General features: G+C 64.2%; 16 protein-coding genes. 6 read left to right on the top strand and 10 right to left on the bottom strand.

What is annotated here, in order from left to right; genetic code table 11:
• Position 1: 1 nt before the first annotated feature.
• The gene (xseA, locus tag X742_RS159915) at positions 2 to 1,633 is read right to left on the bottom strand and encodes an exodeoxyribonuclease VII large subunit (protein ID WP_023771373.1); all 1,632 of its coding nucleotides are present in this window, start codon (positions 1,631 to 1,633) and stop codon (positions 2 to 4) included.
• A gap of 72 nt (positions 1,634 to 1,705) precedes the next feature.
• Positions 1,706 to 2,662 carry a LysR substrate-binding domain-containing protein gene (locus X742_RS159920; protein WP_023771372.1) on the bottom strand — a complete coding sequence of 319 codons (957 nt, stop codon included), beginning with the start codon at positions 2,660 to 2,662 and terminating at the stop codon, positions 1,706 to 1,708.
• A gap of 234 nt (positions 2,663 to 2,896) precedes the next feature.
• Between X742_RS159920 and X742_RS159925 the strand changes: the two genes are divergently transcribed.
• Positions 2,897 to 3,187, top strand: coding sequence for a DUF1127 domain-containing protein (locus X742_RS159925; protein WP_023771371.1), 291 nt, complete (start codon positions 2,897 to 2,899; stop codon positions 3,185 to 3,187).
• 159 nt (positions 3,188 to 3,346) lie between these two features.
• Here X742_RS159925 and X742_RS159930 read toward each other — a convergent pair whose 3' ends face one another.
• The 4 genes from X742_RS159930 to X742_RS159945 form a co-directional block, all read right to left on the bottom strand.
• Positions 3,347 to 4,369 carry a DUF937 domain-containing protein gene (locus X742_RS159930; protein ID WP_023771370.1) on the bottom strand — a complete coding sequence of 341 codons (1,023 nt, stop codon included), beginning with the start codon at positions 4,367 to 4,369 and terminating at the stop codon, positions 3,347 to 3,349.
• Between the two features lie 90 nt (positions 4,370 to 4,459).
• Positions 4,460 to 5,833, bottom strand: a complete 1,374-nt coding sequence (locus X742_RS159935; protein WP_023771369.1) for a glutamate--cysteine ligase — start codon at positions 5,831 to 5,833, stop codon at positions 4,460 to 4,462.
• Positions 5,834 to 5,977: 144 nt separating this feature from the next.
• Positions 5,978 to 6,712: a 16S rRNA (uracil(1498)-N(3))-methyltransferase gene (locus X742_RS159940; RefSeq protein WP_023771368.1), complete on the bottom strand. Its 735-nt coding sequence runs from the start codon at positions 6,710 to 6,712 to the stop codon at positions 5,978 to 5,980.
• Between the two features lie 31 nt (positions 6,713 to 6,743).
• Positions 6,744 to 7,391 carry a hypothetical protein gene (locus X742_RS159945; RefSeq protein ID WP_023771367.1) on the bottom strand — a complete coding sequence of 216 codons (648 nt, stop codon included), beginning with the start codon at positions 7,389 to 7,391 and terminating at the stop codon, positions 6,744 to 6,746.
• 86 nt (positions 7,392 to 7,477) lie between these two features.
• On the opposite strand from X742_RS159945, the gene X742_RS159950 reads away from it, so the two are divergent.
• Positions 7,478 to 8,176 (top strand): type 1 glutamine amidotransferase, encoded by a 699-nt coding sequence (locus X742_RS159950; protein WP_023771366.1) that lies wholly within the window; start codon positions 7,478 to 7,480, stop codon positions 8,174 to 8,176.
• A 270-nt stretch (positions 8,177 to 8,446) separates the two neighbouring features.
• Here the strand turns inward: X742_RS159950 and X742_RS159955 are convergent, their stop codons facing one another.
• Genes X742_RS159955 through X742_RS159965 form a run of 3 tightly spaced genes read right to left on the bottom strand, consistent with a single transcriptional unit; the run spans position 8,447 to position 11,280 of the window.
• Positions 8,447 to 9,280 carry a metallophosphoesterase gene (locus X742_RS159955; protein ID WP_023771365.1) on the bottom strand — a complete coding sequence of 278 codons (834 nt, stop codon included), beginning with the start codon at positions 9,278 to 9,280 and terminating at the stop codon, positions 8,447 to 8,449.
• A 34-nt stretch (positions 9,281 to 9,314) separates the two neighbouring features.
• A complete protein-coding gene (locus X742_RS159960) occupies positions 9,315 to 10,451 on the bottom strand; it encodes an alpha-hydroxy acid oxidase (RefSeq protein WP_023771364.1) in 1,137 nt (378 codons plus the stop codon).
• A 25-nt stretch (positions 10,452 to 10,476) separates the two neighbouring features.
• A complete protein-coding gene (locus X742_RS159965; protein WP_023771363.1) occupies positions 10,477 to 11,280 on the bottom strand; it encodes an FCD domain-containing protein in 804 nt (267 codons plus the stop codon).
• A 208-nt stretch (positions 11,281 to 11,488) separates the two neighbouring features.
• Here X742_RS159965 and X742_RS159970 point away from each other — a divergent pair, with 208 nt between their 5' ends.
• The 4 genes from X742_RS159970 to glcF all read left to right on the top strand — a co-directional run bounded on the left by X742_RS159970 (position 11,489) and on the right by glcF (position 17,336).
• A complete protein-coding gene (locus tag X742_RS159970; protein ID WP_023771362.1) occupies positions 11,489 to 12,811 on the top strand; it encodes a DUF3422 family protein in 1,323 nt (440 codons plus the stop codon).
• Between the two features lie 156 nt (positions 12,812 to 12,967).
• Positions 12,968 to 14,464, top strand: a complete 1,497-nt coding sequence (locus X742_RS159975; protein ID WP_023771361.1) for an FAD-linked oxidase C-terminal domain-containing protein — start codon at positions 12,968 to 12,970, stop codon at positions 14,462 to 14,464.
• Positions 14,465 to 14,494: 30 nt separating this feature from the next.
• A complete protein-coding gene (locus X742_RS159980; protein ID WP_023771360.1) occupies positions 14,495 to 15,700 on the top strand; it encodes an FAD-binding protein in 1,206 nt (401 codons plus the stop codon).
• 10 nt (positions 15,701 to 15,710) lie between these two features.
• Positions 15,711 to 17,336, top strand: coding sequence for a glycolate oxidase subunit GlcF (gene glcF, locus X742_RS0136455; RefSeq protein ID WP_023771359.1), 1,626 nt, complete (start codon positions 15,711 to 15,713; stop codon positions 17,334 to 17,336).
• Positions 17,337 to 17,344: 8 nt separating this feature from the next.
• On the opposite strand, the gene X742_RS159985 is transcribed toward glcF, so the two are convergent.
• Positions 17,345 to 18,265 carry a bifunctional 5,10-methylenetetrahydrofolate dehydrogenase/5,10-methenyltetrahydrofolate cyclohydrolase gene (locus X742_RS159985; protein WP_023771358.1) on the bottom strand — a complete coding sequence of 307 codons (921 nt, stop codon included), beginning with the start codon at positions 18,263 to 18,265 and terminating at the stop codon, positions 17,345 to 17,347.
• Positions 18,266 to 18,485 lie beyond the last annotated feature (220 nt).

The raw sequence follows: 18,485 nt of genomic DNA, 5'->3' as shown, positions 1-18,485 counted from the left end.
CTTAGAACAAGGATCCCTGATTGCCGGGTTCCTTTGCCTTTGCCGACGGTCTGGCCACGGGCTTTGGCCGCGCCGCGCCACTGGTTGCCACCGCATCCGCCGTGCCATCGGCGAACTCCAGCGACAGCGCCATCCCCGACGCCACGTCGGCGGCCTGCTTGATGACCGCGCCGTCGGTATCCTTCACCAGCGCGAAGCCGCGCGCCAGGACGGCCTTGTGCGAAAGCGTCGCCATCAGCCGGTCGGCCTGGACGATGCGGCCGCGCAACCGCTCCAGCCTGACCAGCATCGCCTGGCCGCCGCGTCTCGTCAAAGCCGTCAGAAGGTCCCTCTGCACACGTTGGCGCCGGGCTGTCGGCTCGATGGTGATGCGACCCTGCAGCAAAGCCAATTGCTGCCTGTGCCGCCGCAGCGATGCCTTGGCGCATTTTGGCAACTGATCCGCGGCACGATTGAGCTCCGCGCGCCGGCTTCTGGCCAGAGTGCGCAGCGCCCCTTGCGCCCGCAAAAGGTTACGGTCGTTGGCGCGTCGCGCCTCGGCAATCCGCTGCGACAGCATTGCCGGCGTCAGTTTTACAGCGAAGAATCGCGCCCGCTTGCGCTCGGTGGAAACCATCAGGCCACGACCGAGCCTCGATGTCGCCTCGTCCAGGCGCCGGCGCGGCAGCGCCAGCAATTGGTCTGGCGAGGGCAGCGCACGCGCCGCCGCACGGGTTGCCTGCCGCTTGCGTTCGAAATTGCGCAAGACGGCGGCCTTGAGCCGCGCGCCGAGGCTGGCCAGCGTCGCTTCGAGGTCAGCCTTCACCGGCACGGCGATTTCGGCCGCGCCCGTCGGTGTCGGCGCCCGCACATCCGCGACAAGGTCGATCAGCGTCCAGTCGGTTTCGTGGCCGACAGCCGAAATCACCGGAATGCCCGAGGCGGCGACCGCGCGGGCGAGTGCCTCGTCGTTGAAGCCCCATAGATCTTCCAGGCTGCCGCCGCCGCGCGCCACGATCAGCAGATCGGGGCGCTGAATGGGGCTGTCCCATGCCAGCGCGTTGAAACCGGTGACGGCATTAGTCACTTCCGCACTCGCCGTGTCACCTTGAACCCGCACGGGCCAGACCAGCACATGCAGCGGAAAGCGGTCCTTGATGCGGTGGATGATGTCGCGGATGACCGAGCCGGTCGGCGAGGTGACCACGCCGATGACGCGTGGCATGAACGGCAGCCGGCGTTTGCGCACCGCATCGAAAAGCCCCTCCGCCTGCAGCCGGCGTTTGCGCTCCTCCAGCAGCGCCATTAGCGCCCCGGCGCCGGCCGGCTCGAGATTGTCGATGACGATCTGGTAGTTGGACTTGCCGGGATAGGTGGTGAGCTTGCCGGTGGCGATCACCTCCATCCCTTCCTCGGGACGGAATTTCAGCCGGCTCATCGTGCCTTTCCAGACCACGGCGTCGAGCCGCGCACGGTCGTCCTTCAGCGCGAAATAAGCATGGCCGGAGGAATGCGGCCCACGATAGCCTGAGATTTCGCCGCGCACCCGCACATTGCCGAAGACGTCCTCGACCGTGCGCTTTAGCGCGCCTGATATTTCGCTCACGGTGTATTCGGTGGCGTTGGTGCGTGATTCGGATGCTGCTTCGCTCATCGGTCGATTGGGGGCCGGTTGGACGCCGACGTCAAGGCGGCCGTGTCAGGCCCGATATTCATGACCCGGTTTTTACCAGCCCGGCAGGATCTGGTTCGGCTTGCTCCGCTTCATCTTGGAAAAGGCGAGCGCCGCGAAATCGAACGTCCCGGTCTCCTCGCCAAGCGGCACGGAGATGTTGTCTAGACTTTCGGAGATGTGGCGGGCAAGCGCATCGACGATCTCCGGCCGCGAGGTCTGGCCGCGCATGATGCCGATGCGGCAGTCGGGCAGGGCGCCGAAGCCGTCGGCCTCGCCCAGAACCCGCATGCCGGGCCTGAGCGCGCATTCCGGCAGCACCGAGATCGCCAGCCCCGAAAGCACGGCGGCGGTGATCACGGTCGCCGAGAAGCTGGTGAACAGGATGCGGTAGTCGCGGTTCTGCAGGTCCAATACATCCACCGCGGCGCGCCGCCAGATGCAGTTTGGCCGGCCGAAGGCCATCGGCAGCGTCTCCTGTTCATGTGTCGCATGGTTGGCCGAGGAGACCCAGAGCAGCGGTTCACGCCGCACCACCTCCGACTGGCCGCGCACATCATTGTGCGTCACCAGCGCCAGATCGAGATTGCCGCGCTTGATGTGCTCGACCAGCCCCGGCGTCGGTTCGCAGATGACGGTCAGTTCGACGCGCGGATTGGAGCGCGTGAACCGTGCCATGATCTCGGGCAGGAATCGGTCCGCATAATCGTCAGGCGTGCCGATGCGGATCGTGCCTTCGAGCCGTTGGTCGTCGAAGGCGGCGAGCGTTTCGCGGTTGAGATAGAGCAGCCGCCTTGCGTAGGAGAGCAGTTTGTCGCCTTCCTCCGTCAACCTGTTCGAGCGCCCCTCCTTCTCGAACAACGGCTTGCCGATCCGCTCTTCCAGACGGCGCATCTGCATCGACACCGCCGACTGGGTGCGGTGCACTTCTTCCGCCGCGCGGGTGAAGCTGCCGGTATCGGCAATGGAGATGAAGGTCTGCAATTGATCGAGATCGAGCGGCGCTTTCATCGGTTCAATCCATCACTGCTGTTGATACTAAAGATTAGAAACATTCGTTGGATTAATCAATCGGTCGATGGCAAATTGGCATTGTCCAAATGAAAGCCATGCATGTAGCCCAAAAGTGGACACCGGTTTTGGGACGACGACATGCATCTCTAAAATTGTATTTGAGACCGGAACGGTCGCTGTCGCCAGCGCCGATCGTCGGGTTTCGTCCGTTCGAGTCTGAAGGAGACCGACATGACCACGATCGATTTCGCCACCGAGACCTCGCGCATCACCTCGCGTCCGGCCGTTGCAACGCGCGTGGCAAACATTGTCTCCAATGCCTACCGCGCCTGGAAAAACCGCCGCGCCTTCTACCGCCTTGGCGAGATGTCGGACGCAGAACTCGCCGATATCGGCCTGACGCGCGCCGACCTGCATGTTGCAATCGACGTGCCGTTTGGCCGTGACCCGACAGCAATCCTGCGTGAGATCGCCAGCGATCGCGTGGAAACGATCGAGGAAATCGCCCGCAAGGTGGCCTGATTGGTTCAGCTTCGGTTCCGTTGAATCCTTTCACGGTGCAGCGCGACCAAGGTTCTGCAGGCTCCCCACTCCCTGCCGGTTCCCCGCCGGCCTGCCTGCACGCTGCCCGGTCCTCCCAAGGACCGGGCTTTTCCTTTAGGTTTGCCGAAGGCCGGGCGACTACCGCCGGTCCATGTCCCGCTTGAACTGGTCGAAGATCGTTTCCACGCCCTTCTGGTATTCGTCGCGCTGCTGGGCCCCGGTCTGGAACATCTTGCCGAAAATGTCGTCGAACGGGTTCCTTGGCCGTCCGCTCGGATTGGCTTGGGGCTGTGGTGCCTGGCGCTGCTGCGGCTGCGCTTGAGGTTCCGGCGCCGGCTGCCCGCCGGGCATCCCGAGGCCGCCGCCACCGCCTTGCCGCAGCATCTCCTCGAAGATTTTCCCCAGCGGGTTGTCGCCGTAGGGGCTCTGTGTCGGCTGGGGCTCGGGCCGACTTTGTGGTTGCTGCGGCGCGGCGCCACCGAACATGTCCTGCAGCACCTTGCCGAGCGGATTGTCGCCATAGGGGTTGGGTGCCGGCCGCGGCTGGCTTTGCGGCTGCGGCGAGCCGCCGCCGAACATGTCCTGCAAGACCTTGCCGAACGGGTTGTCCATGGGGTTGTGGGGCGCCGGGCGCTGTTGCGGCGCCGGTGCCTGCATGCCGCCTTGCCGCATCATCTGCTCGATTATTTCACCCAGTGGATTGTTGCCGACGCCACCAAGGCCAGCCGCTGCCTGCATCTGGTTTGTCGTCTGCTTGAACAGTCCGCCCATCACCATCGAGGCGATCGCGGGCAGCATCTGCTGAAGGATCTGCTGGCTGACGCCGCTCGCCTGCGCCGCCTGGCTGGCCACGGCGCGCGACAGGTCTTTCGAACCGAACAGATGTCCCAGAATGCCGTTGCCCTCATCGACGCCTTGCGGCGAGAAGGCGCGCGTGGCGTCCTCGAAATACTTGGCGTGCTGGCCGCTTGCCATCGCCGTCATGAAGGCGCCGAGCCCATAGGGATCGGCGGTGTTGCGTTGCAACCCTTGTGAAAAAGCTGGCAGCAGTGCGGCGACCGCCGCCTGCGTCTGCTGCAGCGAAAGCCCGTATTGCTGGGCAAGCGCCTGCATGCCGTTGCCGTTCTGGGCCTGCGCCAGCATGTCGAACAAGGTAGGCATAGGCTTCTCCTCCGGGAAATCCTCGAACGAGAGCCTAATTCGTTTCAACGCCCGATTGAAGCTACTTTTGCCGCCGGCCATGGCTCGCGGTTAATAGGCATACTCCATGAACACCGGCTCTATCGAGCCGCCCCAGCGCGTGTGGTAGGCCGACAGCATCTCCTCCGCACTGGTTGTGCCGCGCGCCACGACCTCGTCGAGTGTGTTGAGGAACGAGGTTTCGTCGTAGCCGTCACGGTTCTTCTTGCCGCGGTTCTTCAACCCCGTGCGCGAAATGGCCATGACATCGCGGGCGACCTCGCGCAACGTCGTGTTGCGGAAGGGTGCGGCAATGCCGAGCTCCGGCACGGCGTTGCGCATGGCCAGCACTTCCTTGTAGGTCCAGCTCGACGTCAACGCCTCGGCCGCGTCGAGTGCCGCCTCGTCGTAGAGCAGCCCGACCCAAAAGGCCGGCAGCGCGCAGATGCGCCGCCAGGGACCGCCATCGGCGCCGCGCATTTCAAGGAAACGCTTGAGCCGCACGTCCGGGAACAGCGTCGACAGATGGTTCGCCCAGTCGCCCATCGTCGGCAGCCCGTCCGGCACTTCATTGCGCGCGGCCCCGGCCATGAACTGGCGGAAGGTGATATGCGTCATGTCGTGATAACGGCCATCGCGAATGACGAAATACATCGGCACGTCGAGTGCCCATTCGACATAGTCGGCGAAACCAAAATCGGGCGAGAAGCAGAATTCGAGCAGGCCCGAGCGCTGGTTGTCGGTGTCGCGCCAGATGTCGCCGCGCCAGCTCTGCAGCCCGTTCGGCCGGCTGTCGGTGAAGGGCGAGTTGGCGAACAGTGCGGTCGACAGCGGCTGCAGCTTCAGCGACACCTGCATCTTGCGGCGCATGTCGGCCTCGCTCTCGAAGTCGAGGTTCACCTGGATCGTGCAGGTGCGGTACATCATGTCGAGGCCCTTGGTGCCGACCTTGGGCATGTAGCGCGTCATGATCTCATAGCGCGACTTCGGCATTTTCGGGGTCTCGGCCAGCGACCATTTCGGGCTCCCGCCAAGGCCGAGGAAGCGGATGCCCATCGGCTCGGCGATCTCGCGCACCTGCGCCAGATGAGCGTTGCCCTCGCGGCAGGTCTGGTGGATCGTCTCCAAGGGCGCGCCGGAAAGCTCGAATTGGCCGCCTGGCTCGAGCGAAATTGCCCCCTGGCCCGTCGGTTCGACCAAGCCGATGATGCGGCCGTCATCCATGATCGGATCCCAGCCAAGCTTGGTCTGCATGCCTTCAAGGATGGCGCGGATGCCGCGCTCACCACCATAGGGGACCGGTGCGTTGCCATCGACATAGAAGGGGAATTTCTCGTGCTCGGTGCCGATGCGCCATTTTTCGCGCGGCTTGTTGCCTTCGGCCAGGTGTTCGACAAGCTCGTCTACGCCTTCGATGGGCCGGAAATCGGTTGTGTCGCGCGCCATTCTCAAGCCCTCAAAGGCGGTTGAACCACCGCCGGCGCTAAATGGACGAAATGTCAGTAGCCGATCAAGCGAAAAATCCTGAGCCACAGGTCAAGAGGAATTGAAGGCCACGCCCTGCAAGCACCTCTTGCAAGAGACGGAGCACTACCAGTCGCCAATTGTTGCCTGCATAACCGCAAGCGCTGCCACGGCCGCCGTGTCGGCACGCAGGATACGCGGCCCGAGCGGAATGGCGGTCACGAAGGGGAGCGCGCGCAGCATCTTACGCTCCTCGTCGGAAAAGCCGCCCTCGGGCCCGACCAGTAGGGCGAGCTTCTTCTCCTTCACCGTCTGCAAGGCAGGCAGTGGGTTGTTGGTCGAGGCGTCCTCGTCGCAGAAGATCAACCGGCGTTCCTTGTCCCAGCCGGTCAGCAGGCGCTCGAATTTTTCCGCCTCGCGAACGTCCGGCACCGCGAGGATGCCGCATTGTTCGGCGGCCTCGACGACATTGGCGCGCAGGCGATCGATCGACGGCTTGGCCACCTGGGTATGCTGGGTGATGACCGGCTGCAGGACGCCGGCGCCCATCTCGACCGCCTTCTGCACGAGATAATCCAGCCGGCCCTGCTTCAGCGGTGCGAAGCAATAGATCAGGTCAGGCAAAGGCGGCTGCGGCCTTTGCAGCCCCAGTACTTTCAGCCGCACCGACCGCTTCGATTTCGCTGATATCGCGGCCGACCACTCGCCGTCGCGGCCGTTGAAGACAAGGATCTCGGCGCCTTCGGCGAGCCGCAGCACATGCAGGAGATAATGGCTCTGCTGCTGGCCGGGTTCGAATTCGATGTCCGGTCCGAGGTCGTCGGGCACGAACAGACGTTGCATCTTGTAGTTGGCGCGCATGGCCGAGGAATGGGCGAGGCGGCCGCCGGCGTCAAGCCTTGGCGGAAGGATGCCACAAAGGCTGAAAACCACGACGCAGGATGGCAACCGTCGTTTCCGGGGTCAACAGCACCAGCGTCTCGTCCTTGAACCGATCCAGGCTGGTTGGCGGGCCGTATCCGGCAAAAGACCATGGCAACGCCTTGCCCTGGGACAAGGCGTAGGTCCCGCCGCCGGTTGCGATCATCGCGCCGTCGGGTAGGCGGGCAAGCGCGCCCATCGCGACGGCAGGCCGTTTGCCGCCCGACGCCAACCGCTCCTTGTGCAGCCGTTGGTCCACCTGCGGCGCGCGCGGCTCGGCAATGACGAAGGCTTGGCCGAAACGGCTGACAAAATCCCTGGCTCGTTCGCGCTGGCAAAAGAAGCAGGGACGATGCCCGGCGGCGAGCGCCGTCACCTCGTCGAGGAAGAACAATTCGGTCCAGCCGGCCTTGCCGCCGGCCCGGTTGCGGCCCATCGGCTCGCGCCGCGCATTGCGGAATTGGCACATGCAGATGATCCAGGCCTGAAGCGCCCAGCGCTTTTTCAGGAGCGTCTTTGTCTCGGGGTCGTGGATGATGCCGCGATTGCCAGTGAACAGGCCGCGCTCCGGCACGGCATGAATGGCGCCGAACGGATCGACCCGGTTCTGCAGTGGCATGGTTTTCTCCTGGGACACGCATCTTGGCTGCAATACTGGCGACATGATATCGCTGGTTCCTCGTTTTCATGTCAGCAGGGTGTGCCATGCGGGTGCTGGTGGTCCAGAACTTCGACAATACCGGTCTTGGCCAGGTTGGCGCGGCGCTCGCGGAAGCGGGTGCCGATCTCGATGTGCGCCTTCCCTACAAGGGTGACGCGCTGCCACGGGACGCAACCGGCCATGATGCCATGGTGGTGCTCGGCGGTGGCCAGAATGCGCTGGACGACGAAGAATATCCCTATTTCCCGGCGCTGTTGAAACTGACCCGCGATTTTGCCGGCAAGGACCGCGCGGTGCTCGGCATCTGTCTCGGCGGTCAACTCGTCGCCCGTGCTTTTGGCGGCGTGAACCGCATCGGCGGTGCCAATGAATTCGGCTGGCGCGGCGTGTCGTTGACCCCGGACGCCAAGGCCGATCCGGTGCTGAGCGAGTTGCCGGAAAAGTTCCCGATCTTCCAGTGGCACGACGACACGTTCGAGCTGCCGGATGACGCCGTGCGGCTCGCCGGCAACGATGTCGCCGAAAACCAGGCGTTTCGGGTCGGCCGCGCCGTCTACGGCTTCCAGTTCCATTTCGAGGCCGACCGGCCGCTGGTGAAGGACTGGAGTTCCTCCTTCGCGCCGACCATTGCCGCGCGCCATCCCGACTGGGCCGGCGAGCTCGAGAGCGAAATGGCCCGCAACGGCCCTGACGCCGATGCTGCCGGGCTCGCCATCGCCCGTGCCTGGGTGGCGACGATCTAAACATTCGCTTCCGCGTCCTACCGCGTGACATAATTGGCACGGGGGCCGGAATCCGTCTGGGGAAAACCCTTTCATCCTTGGCTTGTGTCCGCACGCTATCCTAGAAGGCGCGCGCTATATCGGCTGTGCAACGGGGATGAACCTTTTGTGTGACCCGTGCGACACACCATCGATACAGAACACGCCTAGAAGCGCGAAATCGTCGAAACTTTGAAGCGATTTTTCCGTTTCAACGCATTGGTAACCGCCTCGTGCACAGATGCAGAAAGCTCAACAAGAGATGACCTCCGTGAAAGCAGCTCTTCTGTCCTTTGCCATGCTGTCCGCCATNCAAGGTTCCTTTATCGACATTTCGAGGATGCGTTTGTGCGGGCCGTCCACGACGAGCGCGGTAAGCATGCCTGACTGCCAGGCAAGCGTGTCGACATTGACGCGGTTGGCCATCACTTCCGCCTCGGGAACCGGCGTGTGGCCATGCACCACGATCTTCGGAAGGAGAGCGGTGTGATCGTGGAAGACGTCACGGATCCAGATCAGGTCCTGCGGATTCTGTTTCTCCAACGCAATGCCTGGCCTTATGCCGGCATGGCAGAAGAAGAAGTCGCCTGACGTCACCGAGAACGGCAGCGACCGCAGGAAGTCGATATGGCTTCGCGGCACGGCCGCGAGCAGGGCTTGATGGCCCTTGCGCATGGCTGACTCGGCCTTGCCGAACCAAATGCCGCTGCCGTTGTTGATCGTCACCCCATAGGATTGCGCGGTCTGGATGCCGCCAAAACGGATGAAGAGCCCTTCGGGGTCGGGTGTCTGGAGAAAGTCGAGAAAACCAATGTCATGATTGCCGGCCAGCATCAGGTTTCGCTGATCGCGTTGGCGTGCCTCGATCAGGAAGTCGATGACGCCCTTGGAGTCCGGTCCTCGGTCGACATAGTCGCCGAGATGGATGATGCGCCAGTCCGCGACTAGGTCCCTGGCGATCTCGGCCTCGATCTGTCCGTGCATGGCGGCCAGCAGGTCGAGCCGGCCATGCACGTCGCCGATCGCGTAGAGACGCACGCCGTCCGGCCCGCGTGCGTCGAGGAAATGGATGCCGGGTTCCGCCAAGGTTCTGGTCTCTCCGCGATCAGATGTCACGGACTTAGCGCCGAAGCTGATCCCTGCCCATGTCGGTGACCAGACGCTTTCCGCACAGCGCCAGCGTAATGTCCATCTCCTTGCGGATGATTTCCAGCGCCTTGGTAACCCCTTCCTTGCCGAGCGCGCCCAGGCCGTAAAGAAATGGCCGGCCGATATAGGTGCCCTTGGCGCCCAGGCAGAGCGCTTTCAACACATCCTGGCCGGAGCGGATGCCGCCGTCCATATGCACTTCTATTCTGTCGCCGACCGCATCGGCGATCTCTTCCAGCGCCATGATGGAGGACGATGCGCCGTCGAGCTGGCGCCCGCCATGATTGGAAACGATGATGGCATCGGCGCCGGTGTTGGCCGCCAGCAGCGCGTCCTCCTTGTCGAGGATGCCCTTGAGGATCAGTTTGCCACCCCAGCGCTCCTTGATCCAGGCGACGTCCTTCCACGACAGGTGCGGATCGAACTGCTCGGTCGTCCAGGACGACAACGAAGCCACGTCGCCGACGCCCTTGGCATGGCCGACGATGTTGCGGAAGGTACGGCGCTTCGTGCCAGCCATGCCCATCCACCAGCCAGGCCGCACAGCGATGTTGGCGATGTTGGCGAGCGTCATCTTGGGCGGCGCCGAAAGTCCGTTGCGGACATCCTTGTGGCGCTGGCCGAGGACCTGCAGGTCGAGCGTCAGCACCAGCGCCGAACACTTCGCCGCCTTCGCCCGGTCGATCAAATTGAGGACGAAGTCCTTGTCGCGCAGCACATAGAGCTGGAACCAGAACGGTTTCTTCGTCACCGAGGCGACATCCTCGATCGAGCAGATGCTCATTGTCGAAAGCGTGAACGGCACGCCGAATTCCTCTGCCGCCTGCGCTGCCAGCATCTCGCCGTCGGCGTGCTGCATGCCGGTCAGGCCTGTCGGCGCCAGCGCCACCGGCATCGACACTTTCTGGCCGATCATGGTCGATTCCAGCGAGCGGTTGCTCATGTCGACCAGCACGCGCTGGCGGAATTTGATCTTCTGGAAGTCTTCCTCGTTTGCCCGGTAGGTGCTCTCGGTCCAGGCGCCGGAGTCGGCATAGTCGAAGAACATCTTGGGCACGCGCCGCCGCGCGAGATCCTTGAGGTCTGCGATGGTCAGAATGTCGCTCATGATGGTCCCCGCTTGATCGAATTGATTAGGAGCGGCTGCGCGCTGGTTCGCTGCCGCCGGTTTCCGAGCGCTGCCTTAGCCTCAGCCGCGACACGCGTTGCCAGTCGCCGCTACGCTCGGCTTCCGCCATCGAGCGCTCGACATAGGTCATGTGGTCCATCGCCGCCTGGCGGGCGGCGGCCGGATCACCAGCCCTGACCGCGGTGCGAATCGCCCGGTGCTGCGCCAGCAGCGCCTCTCGCGCGCCCGGCACGGTGAACACCAGCAGCCGGTTCTGGAACACGCCTTCCGATAAGAGGCGGTAGCAGGAGCGCAGCGTGTGCAAGAGCAGGATGTTGTGCGCGCATTCGCAGATCGCATGGTGGAATTCTACGTCGATTTCTGCCTCGTCGTCGAAGTCGCCGGTGCGATGCGCCTCATCCATGCGCGCCATGATGCGGTCGAGCAGGGCAAGGTCTTCGGGTGTGGCGCGCCGCGCGGCGTATTCGGCGGCTATGCCCTCGACCTCGCGGCGATACTCCAAATAGTCCGTCACCGCCTTGCGATGCGTCGAGATCAGATCCGCCACGGGCTTGGTAAACAACTGGCCGATAATGTCGGCGACATGCGTGCCGCCGCCGGCCTTGGTCGTCAGCAACCCACGTCCTTCGAGCGCCTTCAGCGCATCGCGCAGGATGGGCCGCGATACATCGAACTGGCGCGCCAGTTCGCGCTCGCCCGGCAGCCGGTCGCCGGTGCGCAGCACGCCTTCGAGGATGAGGCTTTCGATCTGCTGCACGACTTCGTCGGCGGTGCGCGAATGCTCGATCCTGGAGAAAATATCGCTCAAAGGCAGCGCCTGGGGGACGGAATGAATGTCGCGCAGATTAAAGCGTCTGTCGACAACTGGTCAAATTATTTATCCAATTCGTCTGGTTGGGTCGATTTTCGCATCGCGCCGGCATATCGCCTCGCGCTAAACTTTGCTGTTTACGTGCCTTGTCGATTGCCGCAAGACGGCACCATTGCACGAAGGGTCGAAACCAGGGGGACCAGACGTGTCGGACGAGACGTCCAATCTTGAATTCCAGCCGCGCAGCCAAGGCAGCGTCCTGGGCTTTCCGGCGCATGAAGGCCGGCCCGGCGCGCTCGGCGAGGTTCATGCCCGTCCGCATCCGCTCGTCGAGAAGCCGCGCGTCCTCGTCCAACTCTCCTTCATGACCGAGGGAGGCTCCGCGGTCGACCATGCCGTGCTTTCGGAACTGTCGCGCCGCCTCGGCATCGCGGCCCCCGAGCGTCATGCCCGCCACCACGCCATGAAATGGGGCAAGGGCACGCTGCGCTGGGAGCGGCATACGGAGTTCTCGACCTATCTCTGGGAAGGGCCGCTGGCCGAGAATGGCCGGGGGCAAGAGGATTCGCCGTTCGGCAATGGCTTTTCGCCGCCGGGAACCGTCATCTCGGGCATCCGGCTCGAGATCCGCAAGTGGACGCAGGCGAACGAGAGGCTGATCGCCGGCTTCGACCCGACCAGCCTCTGTCACTCGCTCGTTGAGCGCGGCAGCGCGGCTATTGTCACCGACTTCCGCCAAGACGGCGATGGCATGACCCGCATGCTGGTCCTTGATCGTGGTCTGACCCCGGCCAGCACCGGCGCGCTGTCGCAGCGGCTGATCGACATCGAGACCTACCGCACGCTTGCCATGCTCGGTTTGCCGCTGGCGCTCACCTTGTCCAGCCGCGCCCGCCGCATCGAGGACCGCTTGGCACAGACGACCCTGGAAATGAAGGTGGCCGAGACCCGCGACAGCCAGACGCTGCTCGCCGACCTGACGGAGCTTGCCGCCGAACTGGAGGCTGATGCCGCTTCCAGCCTTTACCGCTTCGGCGCCAGTCGCGCCTATGACGGCATCGTTACTGAAAGGCTCGAGGCACTGGATGAGGAGCCAGTGCAGGGCTACGACACCTGGGCGGGCTTTCTGCTGCGGCGCATGGCGCCAGCCATGCGCACCTGCCGCTCGGTCGAGGAGCGCCAGGCCAACCTGTCGCGAAAGCTGACCCGTGCCACCACGCTGTTGCGCACCTGGGTCGATGTCGAGGTCGAGAAGCAGAACCGCGACCTGCTCGCCTCGATGAACAACCGCGCCCGGCTGCAACTGCGCCTGCAGCAGACCGTCGAAGGGCTCTCGGTCGCCGCCGTCTCCTACTATGTGGTGGGCCTCATCGGCTATGTCGCCAAGGGCGCGTCGGTCTTTGGCCACGCCTTCGCGCCGGAGGTCGTTACCGCCGCATCGGTGCCGGTCGCCATCCTGCTCGTCTGGTGGGGCGTGCGCAGGGTCCGACAGATGCATTCCGAGCCGGCGAAGCATCCGGCCGAATAGACCGCGCCAAGCTTCGAAGCGCGATAGATGTGCAGCGGCAGATTGCCGCTGCGGAAGCCTTGCTTGCATCCGCCCCCGGATGCCATCAAAGCAAGGTTTGCAACAAATGTCGCTAGCTGGTAAATCATTTTTACCAGTTGAGTGGAGGAAGCGCCGATGTCCGGCCTTGCCATGCCCAAGCCAAACGCCGAGACTCTGCGCCGGCGAAGCGAAATCGTCGCCGACATGCGCATCATTGTGCCGGGCGAGGGCGTGGTCGACGCGGCCAATGAAATGCGGGCCTTCGAAAGTGATGGCCTGACCGCCTACCGGCAAGTGCCGCTGGTCGTGGTCCTGCCCGAGACGGTGGCGCAGGTTTCCCGTCTGCTGAGATACTGCAACGACCGCAACATCCGCGTCGTGCCGCGGGGATCCGGCACCTCGCTGTCGGGCGGCGCGCTGCCGCTGGAAGACGCGGTTCTGCTCGTCATGAGCCGGTTCAACCGCATCCTCGAGATCGATTTTCCCAACCGCATGGTCGTCGCCCAGCCCGGCGTCACCAATCTCGGCATCACGTCAGCCGTCGAGCAGGAGGGCTTTTACTACGCCCCCGATCCATCCTCCCAGATCGCCTGCTCGATCGGCGGCAACGTCGCGGAGAATTCCGGCGGCGTGCACTGCCTGAAATACGGCCTCACCGCCAACAATGTGCTTGGCATCGAGATGGTGCTGATGAGCGGCGAGGTGGTGCGGCTCGGCGGCGGCCACCTCGATGCGGAAGGCTATGACCTGCTCGGCGTCATGACCGGTTCGGAAGGTCTGCTGGGCGTCGTCACCGAGGTCACCGTGCGCATCCTGAAAAAGCCGGAGACGGCGCGGGCGCTGCTGATCGGCTTTCCGACCAGCGAGCAGGGCGGCCAGTGCGTCGCCGACATCATCGGCGCCGGCATCATTCCGGGCGGCATGGAAATGATGGACCGGCCGGCGATCCATGCCGCGGAGGATTTCGTCCATGCCGGTTATCCCCTCGATGTCGAGGCGCTGCTGATCGTCGAACTCGACGGGCCGGGCGTCGAGGTCGATCATCTCATTACGGCGGTCGAGGCGATCGCCATTCGCAACGGCTCGACCACCTGCCGCATCTCGCAGTCCGAGCAGGAGCGGCTGAGTTTTTGGGCCGGCCGCAAGGCGGCCTTCCCCGCCGTTGGCCGCATCTCGCCCGATTACTACTGCATGGACGGCACGATCCCACGCAAGGAGTTGCCGCGCGTGCTGGCCGGCATGCGCCAGCTGTCGCAAAAATATGGGCTCGGAGTCGCCAATGTCTTTCACGCCGGCGACGGCAATCTGCATCCCCTGATTCTTTATGACGCCAACGTGCCTGGTGAACTCGACAAAGCCGAAAGCTTTGGCGCTGACATTCTGAGGCTTTGTGTCAAGGTCGGTGGCGTGCTCACCGGCGAACATGGCGTCGGGGTCGAGAAGCGCGACCTGATGCCGGAAATGTTCACCCAGGTCGATCTCGACCAGCAAATGCGCGTCAAGTGCGCCTTCGATCCCAACCATCTGCTCAATCCCGGAAAGGTGTTCCCGCAACTGCGCCGCTGCGCCGAACTGGGGCGCATGCATGTGCATCGCGGGCAGGTGGCGTTTCCCGACATTCCGAGGTTTTGAGCTGATGGGGTCTCGGAACCAGGTGCGACTATGACCGTCTTCACCCCCGCCACCTCAGCCGAAGTCCTCTCCACCGTTGCCTGGGCGTCGGCGGAGGAGACGTCACTCGAAATTCTCGGCCACGGCTCCAAGCGCGGCATCGGCCATCCGTTGCGGACCGAGCACACGCTCGACCTGTCGAAACTCTCGGGCGTGACCCTCTATGAACCCGCGGAACTGGTGCTGTCGGCCAAGTCAGGCACGCCGCTGGCCGAGATCGAAGGGCTGCTGGTTGAAAACGGCCAGCAACTCGCCTTCGAGCCGATGGACTACGGCCCGCTGCTCGGCGGCGAGCCGGGCAAAGGTACCATCGGCGGCGTGCTCGGCGCCAACCTGTCCGGTCCGCGCCGGCTGAAGGCCGGCGCCGCGCGCGATCATATCCTTGGCATCAATGTCGTCTCCGGCCGGGGCGAGGCCTTCAAGTCGGGCGGCCGCGTGGTCAAGAACGTCACCGGCTACGACATGTCGAAGCTGATGGCCAACAGCTGGGGCACGCTGTCCGTCTTTACCGACGTCACTTTCAAGGTGCTGCCTGCGGCCGAGACCGAAGTCACGCTCGCTGTCCGTGGCCTGCTCGATGATGCAGCCTGCGCCGCCATGGCCTTGGCCCTTGGTTCCAGCGCGGAAGTGTCGAGCGCTGCCCATCTGCCGGAGCGCATCGCCGCCCGCGTTGCCGGCGGGATGCTCGGCAGTGAAGCCGCCACGCTGCTGCGCGTCGAGGGCTTTGGCCCCTCCGTTGCCTATCGCATCACCGCGCTGAAGACCCTGCTTGGCAAGGCCGGGCCGCTGGAGGAGATTTCCGGTGAGACCTCCAAGGCAATCTGGCGCGACGTGCGCGATATCAGGCCCTTCGTTGATGGCAGCGAGAAGCCGGTCTGGCGGGTCTCGATGACGCCCGCCCGCGGGCACCAGATGGTTCTGACTCTACGCATGCAGGCCGCCGTCAGTGCCTTCTACGACTGGCAGGGCGGGCTGGTGTGGCTGCGCATGGAGGAGGGTGATCCCGAAGCCACCCTGCTTCGCGGACTGTTGCGGGAACATGGCGGCGGCCACGCGACGTTGGTGCGCGCCGCCCCCGCCCATCGTTCCGCCCTGCCGGTGTTCGAGCCGCAGGCGCCGGCGCTTGCAGCGCTCAGCCATCGCCTGAAACAGGAATTCGACCCGAAGAACATCCTCAATCCCGGCCGCATGGCCTAGGACATCAGAGATGCAGACCAATTTTTCGCCCGCCCAGCTTGCCGACCCTGACGTCGCCGAGTCCGAAAAGATCCTGCGCAAATGCGTGCATTGCGGTTTCTGCACCGCCACCTGCCCAACTTACGCAACGCTTGGCAACGAGCTCGATTCACCGCGCGGGCGCATCTACCTGATCAAGGACATGCTGGAAAACGGCCGTCCCGCCGACAAGGAAATCGTCACCCATATCGACCGCTGCCTGTCCTGCCTGGCCTGCATGACCACCTGTCCTTCGGGCGTGAACTACATGCATCTGGTCGACCATGCGCGGGCCCATATCCAGGAAACTTACAAGCGGCCGCGGCTCGACCGGCTGACCCGCGCCATGCTGGCCTTCGTGCTGCCCTATCCCCAGCGCTTCCGCGCCGCGCTCAAGCTTGCGAGGCTGGGCAAGCCGTTTATCGGCCTGTTCGAAAAAGCCCCGGCGCTGAAGCCGCTCGCCGCAATGCTCAAGCTCGCGCCTGCATCGATCCCCGCGGCCTCGCCAATGGCCTTGCCGGGTGTCCATGCCGGGCCGGGGGCGAAAAAGGGCCGCGTCGCCATCCTGACCGGCTGCGCGCAATCGGTGCTCGACCCCGCCATCAACGACACCACCATCTCGCTGCTGACACGGCTCGGTGTCGAGGTTGTGGTGCCGCCGGGCGAGGGCTGCTGCGGCGCGCTGGTCCATCACATGGGGCGGGAGGAAGCCGCCCTTGCCTCGGCTAGGCGGAATGTCGATGCCTGGACGCGTTCCATTGAGCGGGGCGGGCTCGACGCCATCGTCATCACCGCATCGGGCTGCGGCACGACGATCAAGGACTACGGCTTCATGCTGCGGCTCGATCCGGCCTATGCCGACAAGGCCGCGCGCGTGTCGGCGCTGGCCAAGGACATCACCGAATATCTGGCAAGTCTCGAGCTCCCTGAACCGGTGCGCAAGCCGGGCACGGTGGTCGCGTATCATTCGGCCTGCTCGATGCAGCACGGCCAGAAGATCACCCGCGAGCCGAAGGAGCTGCTCGCCAAGGCCGGTTTCATTGTGCGCGAGCCGCGCGAGGGCCATCTCTGCTGCGGCTCGGCCGGCACCTACAATATCCNCTGCGGCACGACGATCAAGGACTACGGCTTCATGCTGCGGCTCGATCCTGCCTATGCCGACAAGGCCGCGCGCGTGTCGGCGCTGGCCAAGGACATCACCGAATATCTGGCAAGTCTCGAGCTCCCTGAACCGGTGCGCAAGCCGGGCACGGTGGTCGCGTATCACTCGGCCTGCTCGATGCAGCACGGCCAGAAGATCACCCGCGAGCCGAAGGAGCTGCTCGCCAAGGCCGGTTTCATTGTGCGCGAGCCGCGCGAAGGCCATCTCTGCTGCGGCTCGGCCGGCACCTACAATATCCTGCAATCCGAGATTTCGGCTAGGCTGCGCGATCGTAAGGTGAAAAATATCGAGGCGACTGGCGCTTCGATCGTCGCCACCGGCAATATCGGCTGCATCACGCAGATCGCATCCGCCGCCAGCATGCCGGTGGTGCACACGATCAAACTGCTCGACTGGGCCTATGGCGGGCCGAGGCCGGATGGCATTTTGGATGAGAGCCTGGTCGCGGCGGAGTAGGCCGGGCGCTACTCCGCAGCCAGCCTGTCCGCCACACCGTATGTCGCCTGATAGAGCGCGCGCTGGCGGCTGAGCGCGACCATGGTATTTCGCAGCAGGATCGCCACCGTCAGCGGACCGACGCCTCCCGGCACCGGCGTGATCCACGAGGCCACTTCCTTGACGCTGTCGGTGTCGACGTCGCCGACGATGCGGCTCGTGCCGTCCGGTCCGATCTCCGAATTGATGCCGATGTCGATGACGGCGGCACCTGGCTTGACCATATCGGCCTTGATCAGCCGCGGCTTGCCGACGGCGACGAACAGCGCGTCCGCGCGCCGCGCATGGGCGGCGACCGACCGTGTCATATGATGGCAGACCGTCACCGTCGCGCCCTCGCTCATCAGCAGGAAGGCGATCGGCTTGCCGACGATTTCCGAATGGCCGACGATGACCACTTCCAGCCCCTTGAGATTGAGGCCGGTTTCCTTGAGCAGTTCGACCGAGGCGGCCGCCGTGCAAGGCGCTAGATCGAGCTGGTTGTAGACGATGTTGCCGATCGAGGCCGGATGCATGCCCTCGACGTCCTTCAGCGGATGCACGGCCGCCTGCAGCATCTTGATCGGGATATGCGCGGGAACCGGCCGCTGGATGATGATGCCGGTGACACGCGGATCGGCATTCAGCCCATGGATGGCTGCTTCGAGTTCACCTGAGGTGATTGTGGCGGGAAAGCGCCGTTCCTCGAAATCGATGCCGGCAAGTTGAGCCTTGGCACGCTGGTTGCGCACATAGACATCGACGGCATCGGTATCGCCGACGGTGATCGAGATCAGTTTGGGCGGAAAGCCCTCGGCCTTGGCAATGGTCGCGTCCTCGCGCACGGCGGCGATGATGCGCTGGGCAACCGGGCCGCCCCTGAGATAACGGCTGTCGTCGGACAGGGACATGGGTCGAAACCTTTGGTGGGGAAATTGTGCACTGCAATAGCAGAGCATGGCCCGGAAATCAGCCCTGAAAACGAAACACCGTGCCTCCGGGGCGACCTGTCGCACCGTGAAACGAAAAGGGCAGCCCGGTTACCCGTGCTGCCCTCTCGTGACTGGCCGTATCCCCACACGGCCCGTCCCCCGCTAAGTCGTTGCCAGTCTAAGCACGTCCTGCAAAACT

This window comes from Mesorhizobium sp. LNHC229A00 (genome assembly GCF_000502415.1).
Lineage (GTDB): Bacteria > Pseudomonadota > Alphaproteobacteria > Rhizobiales > Rhizobiaceae > Mesorhizobium.
This window is presented reverse-complemented; position numbering and strand designations above follow the sequence as displayed.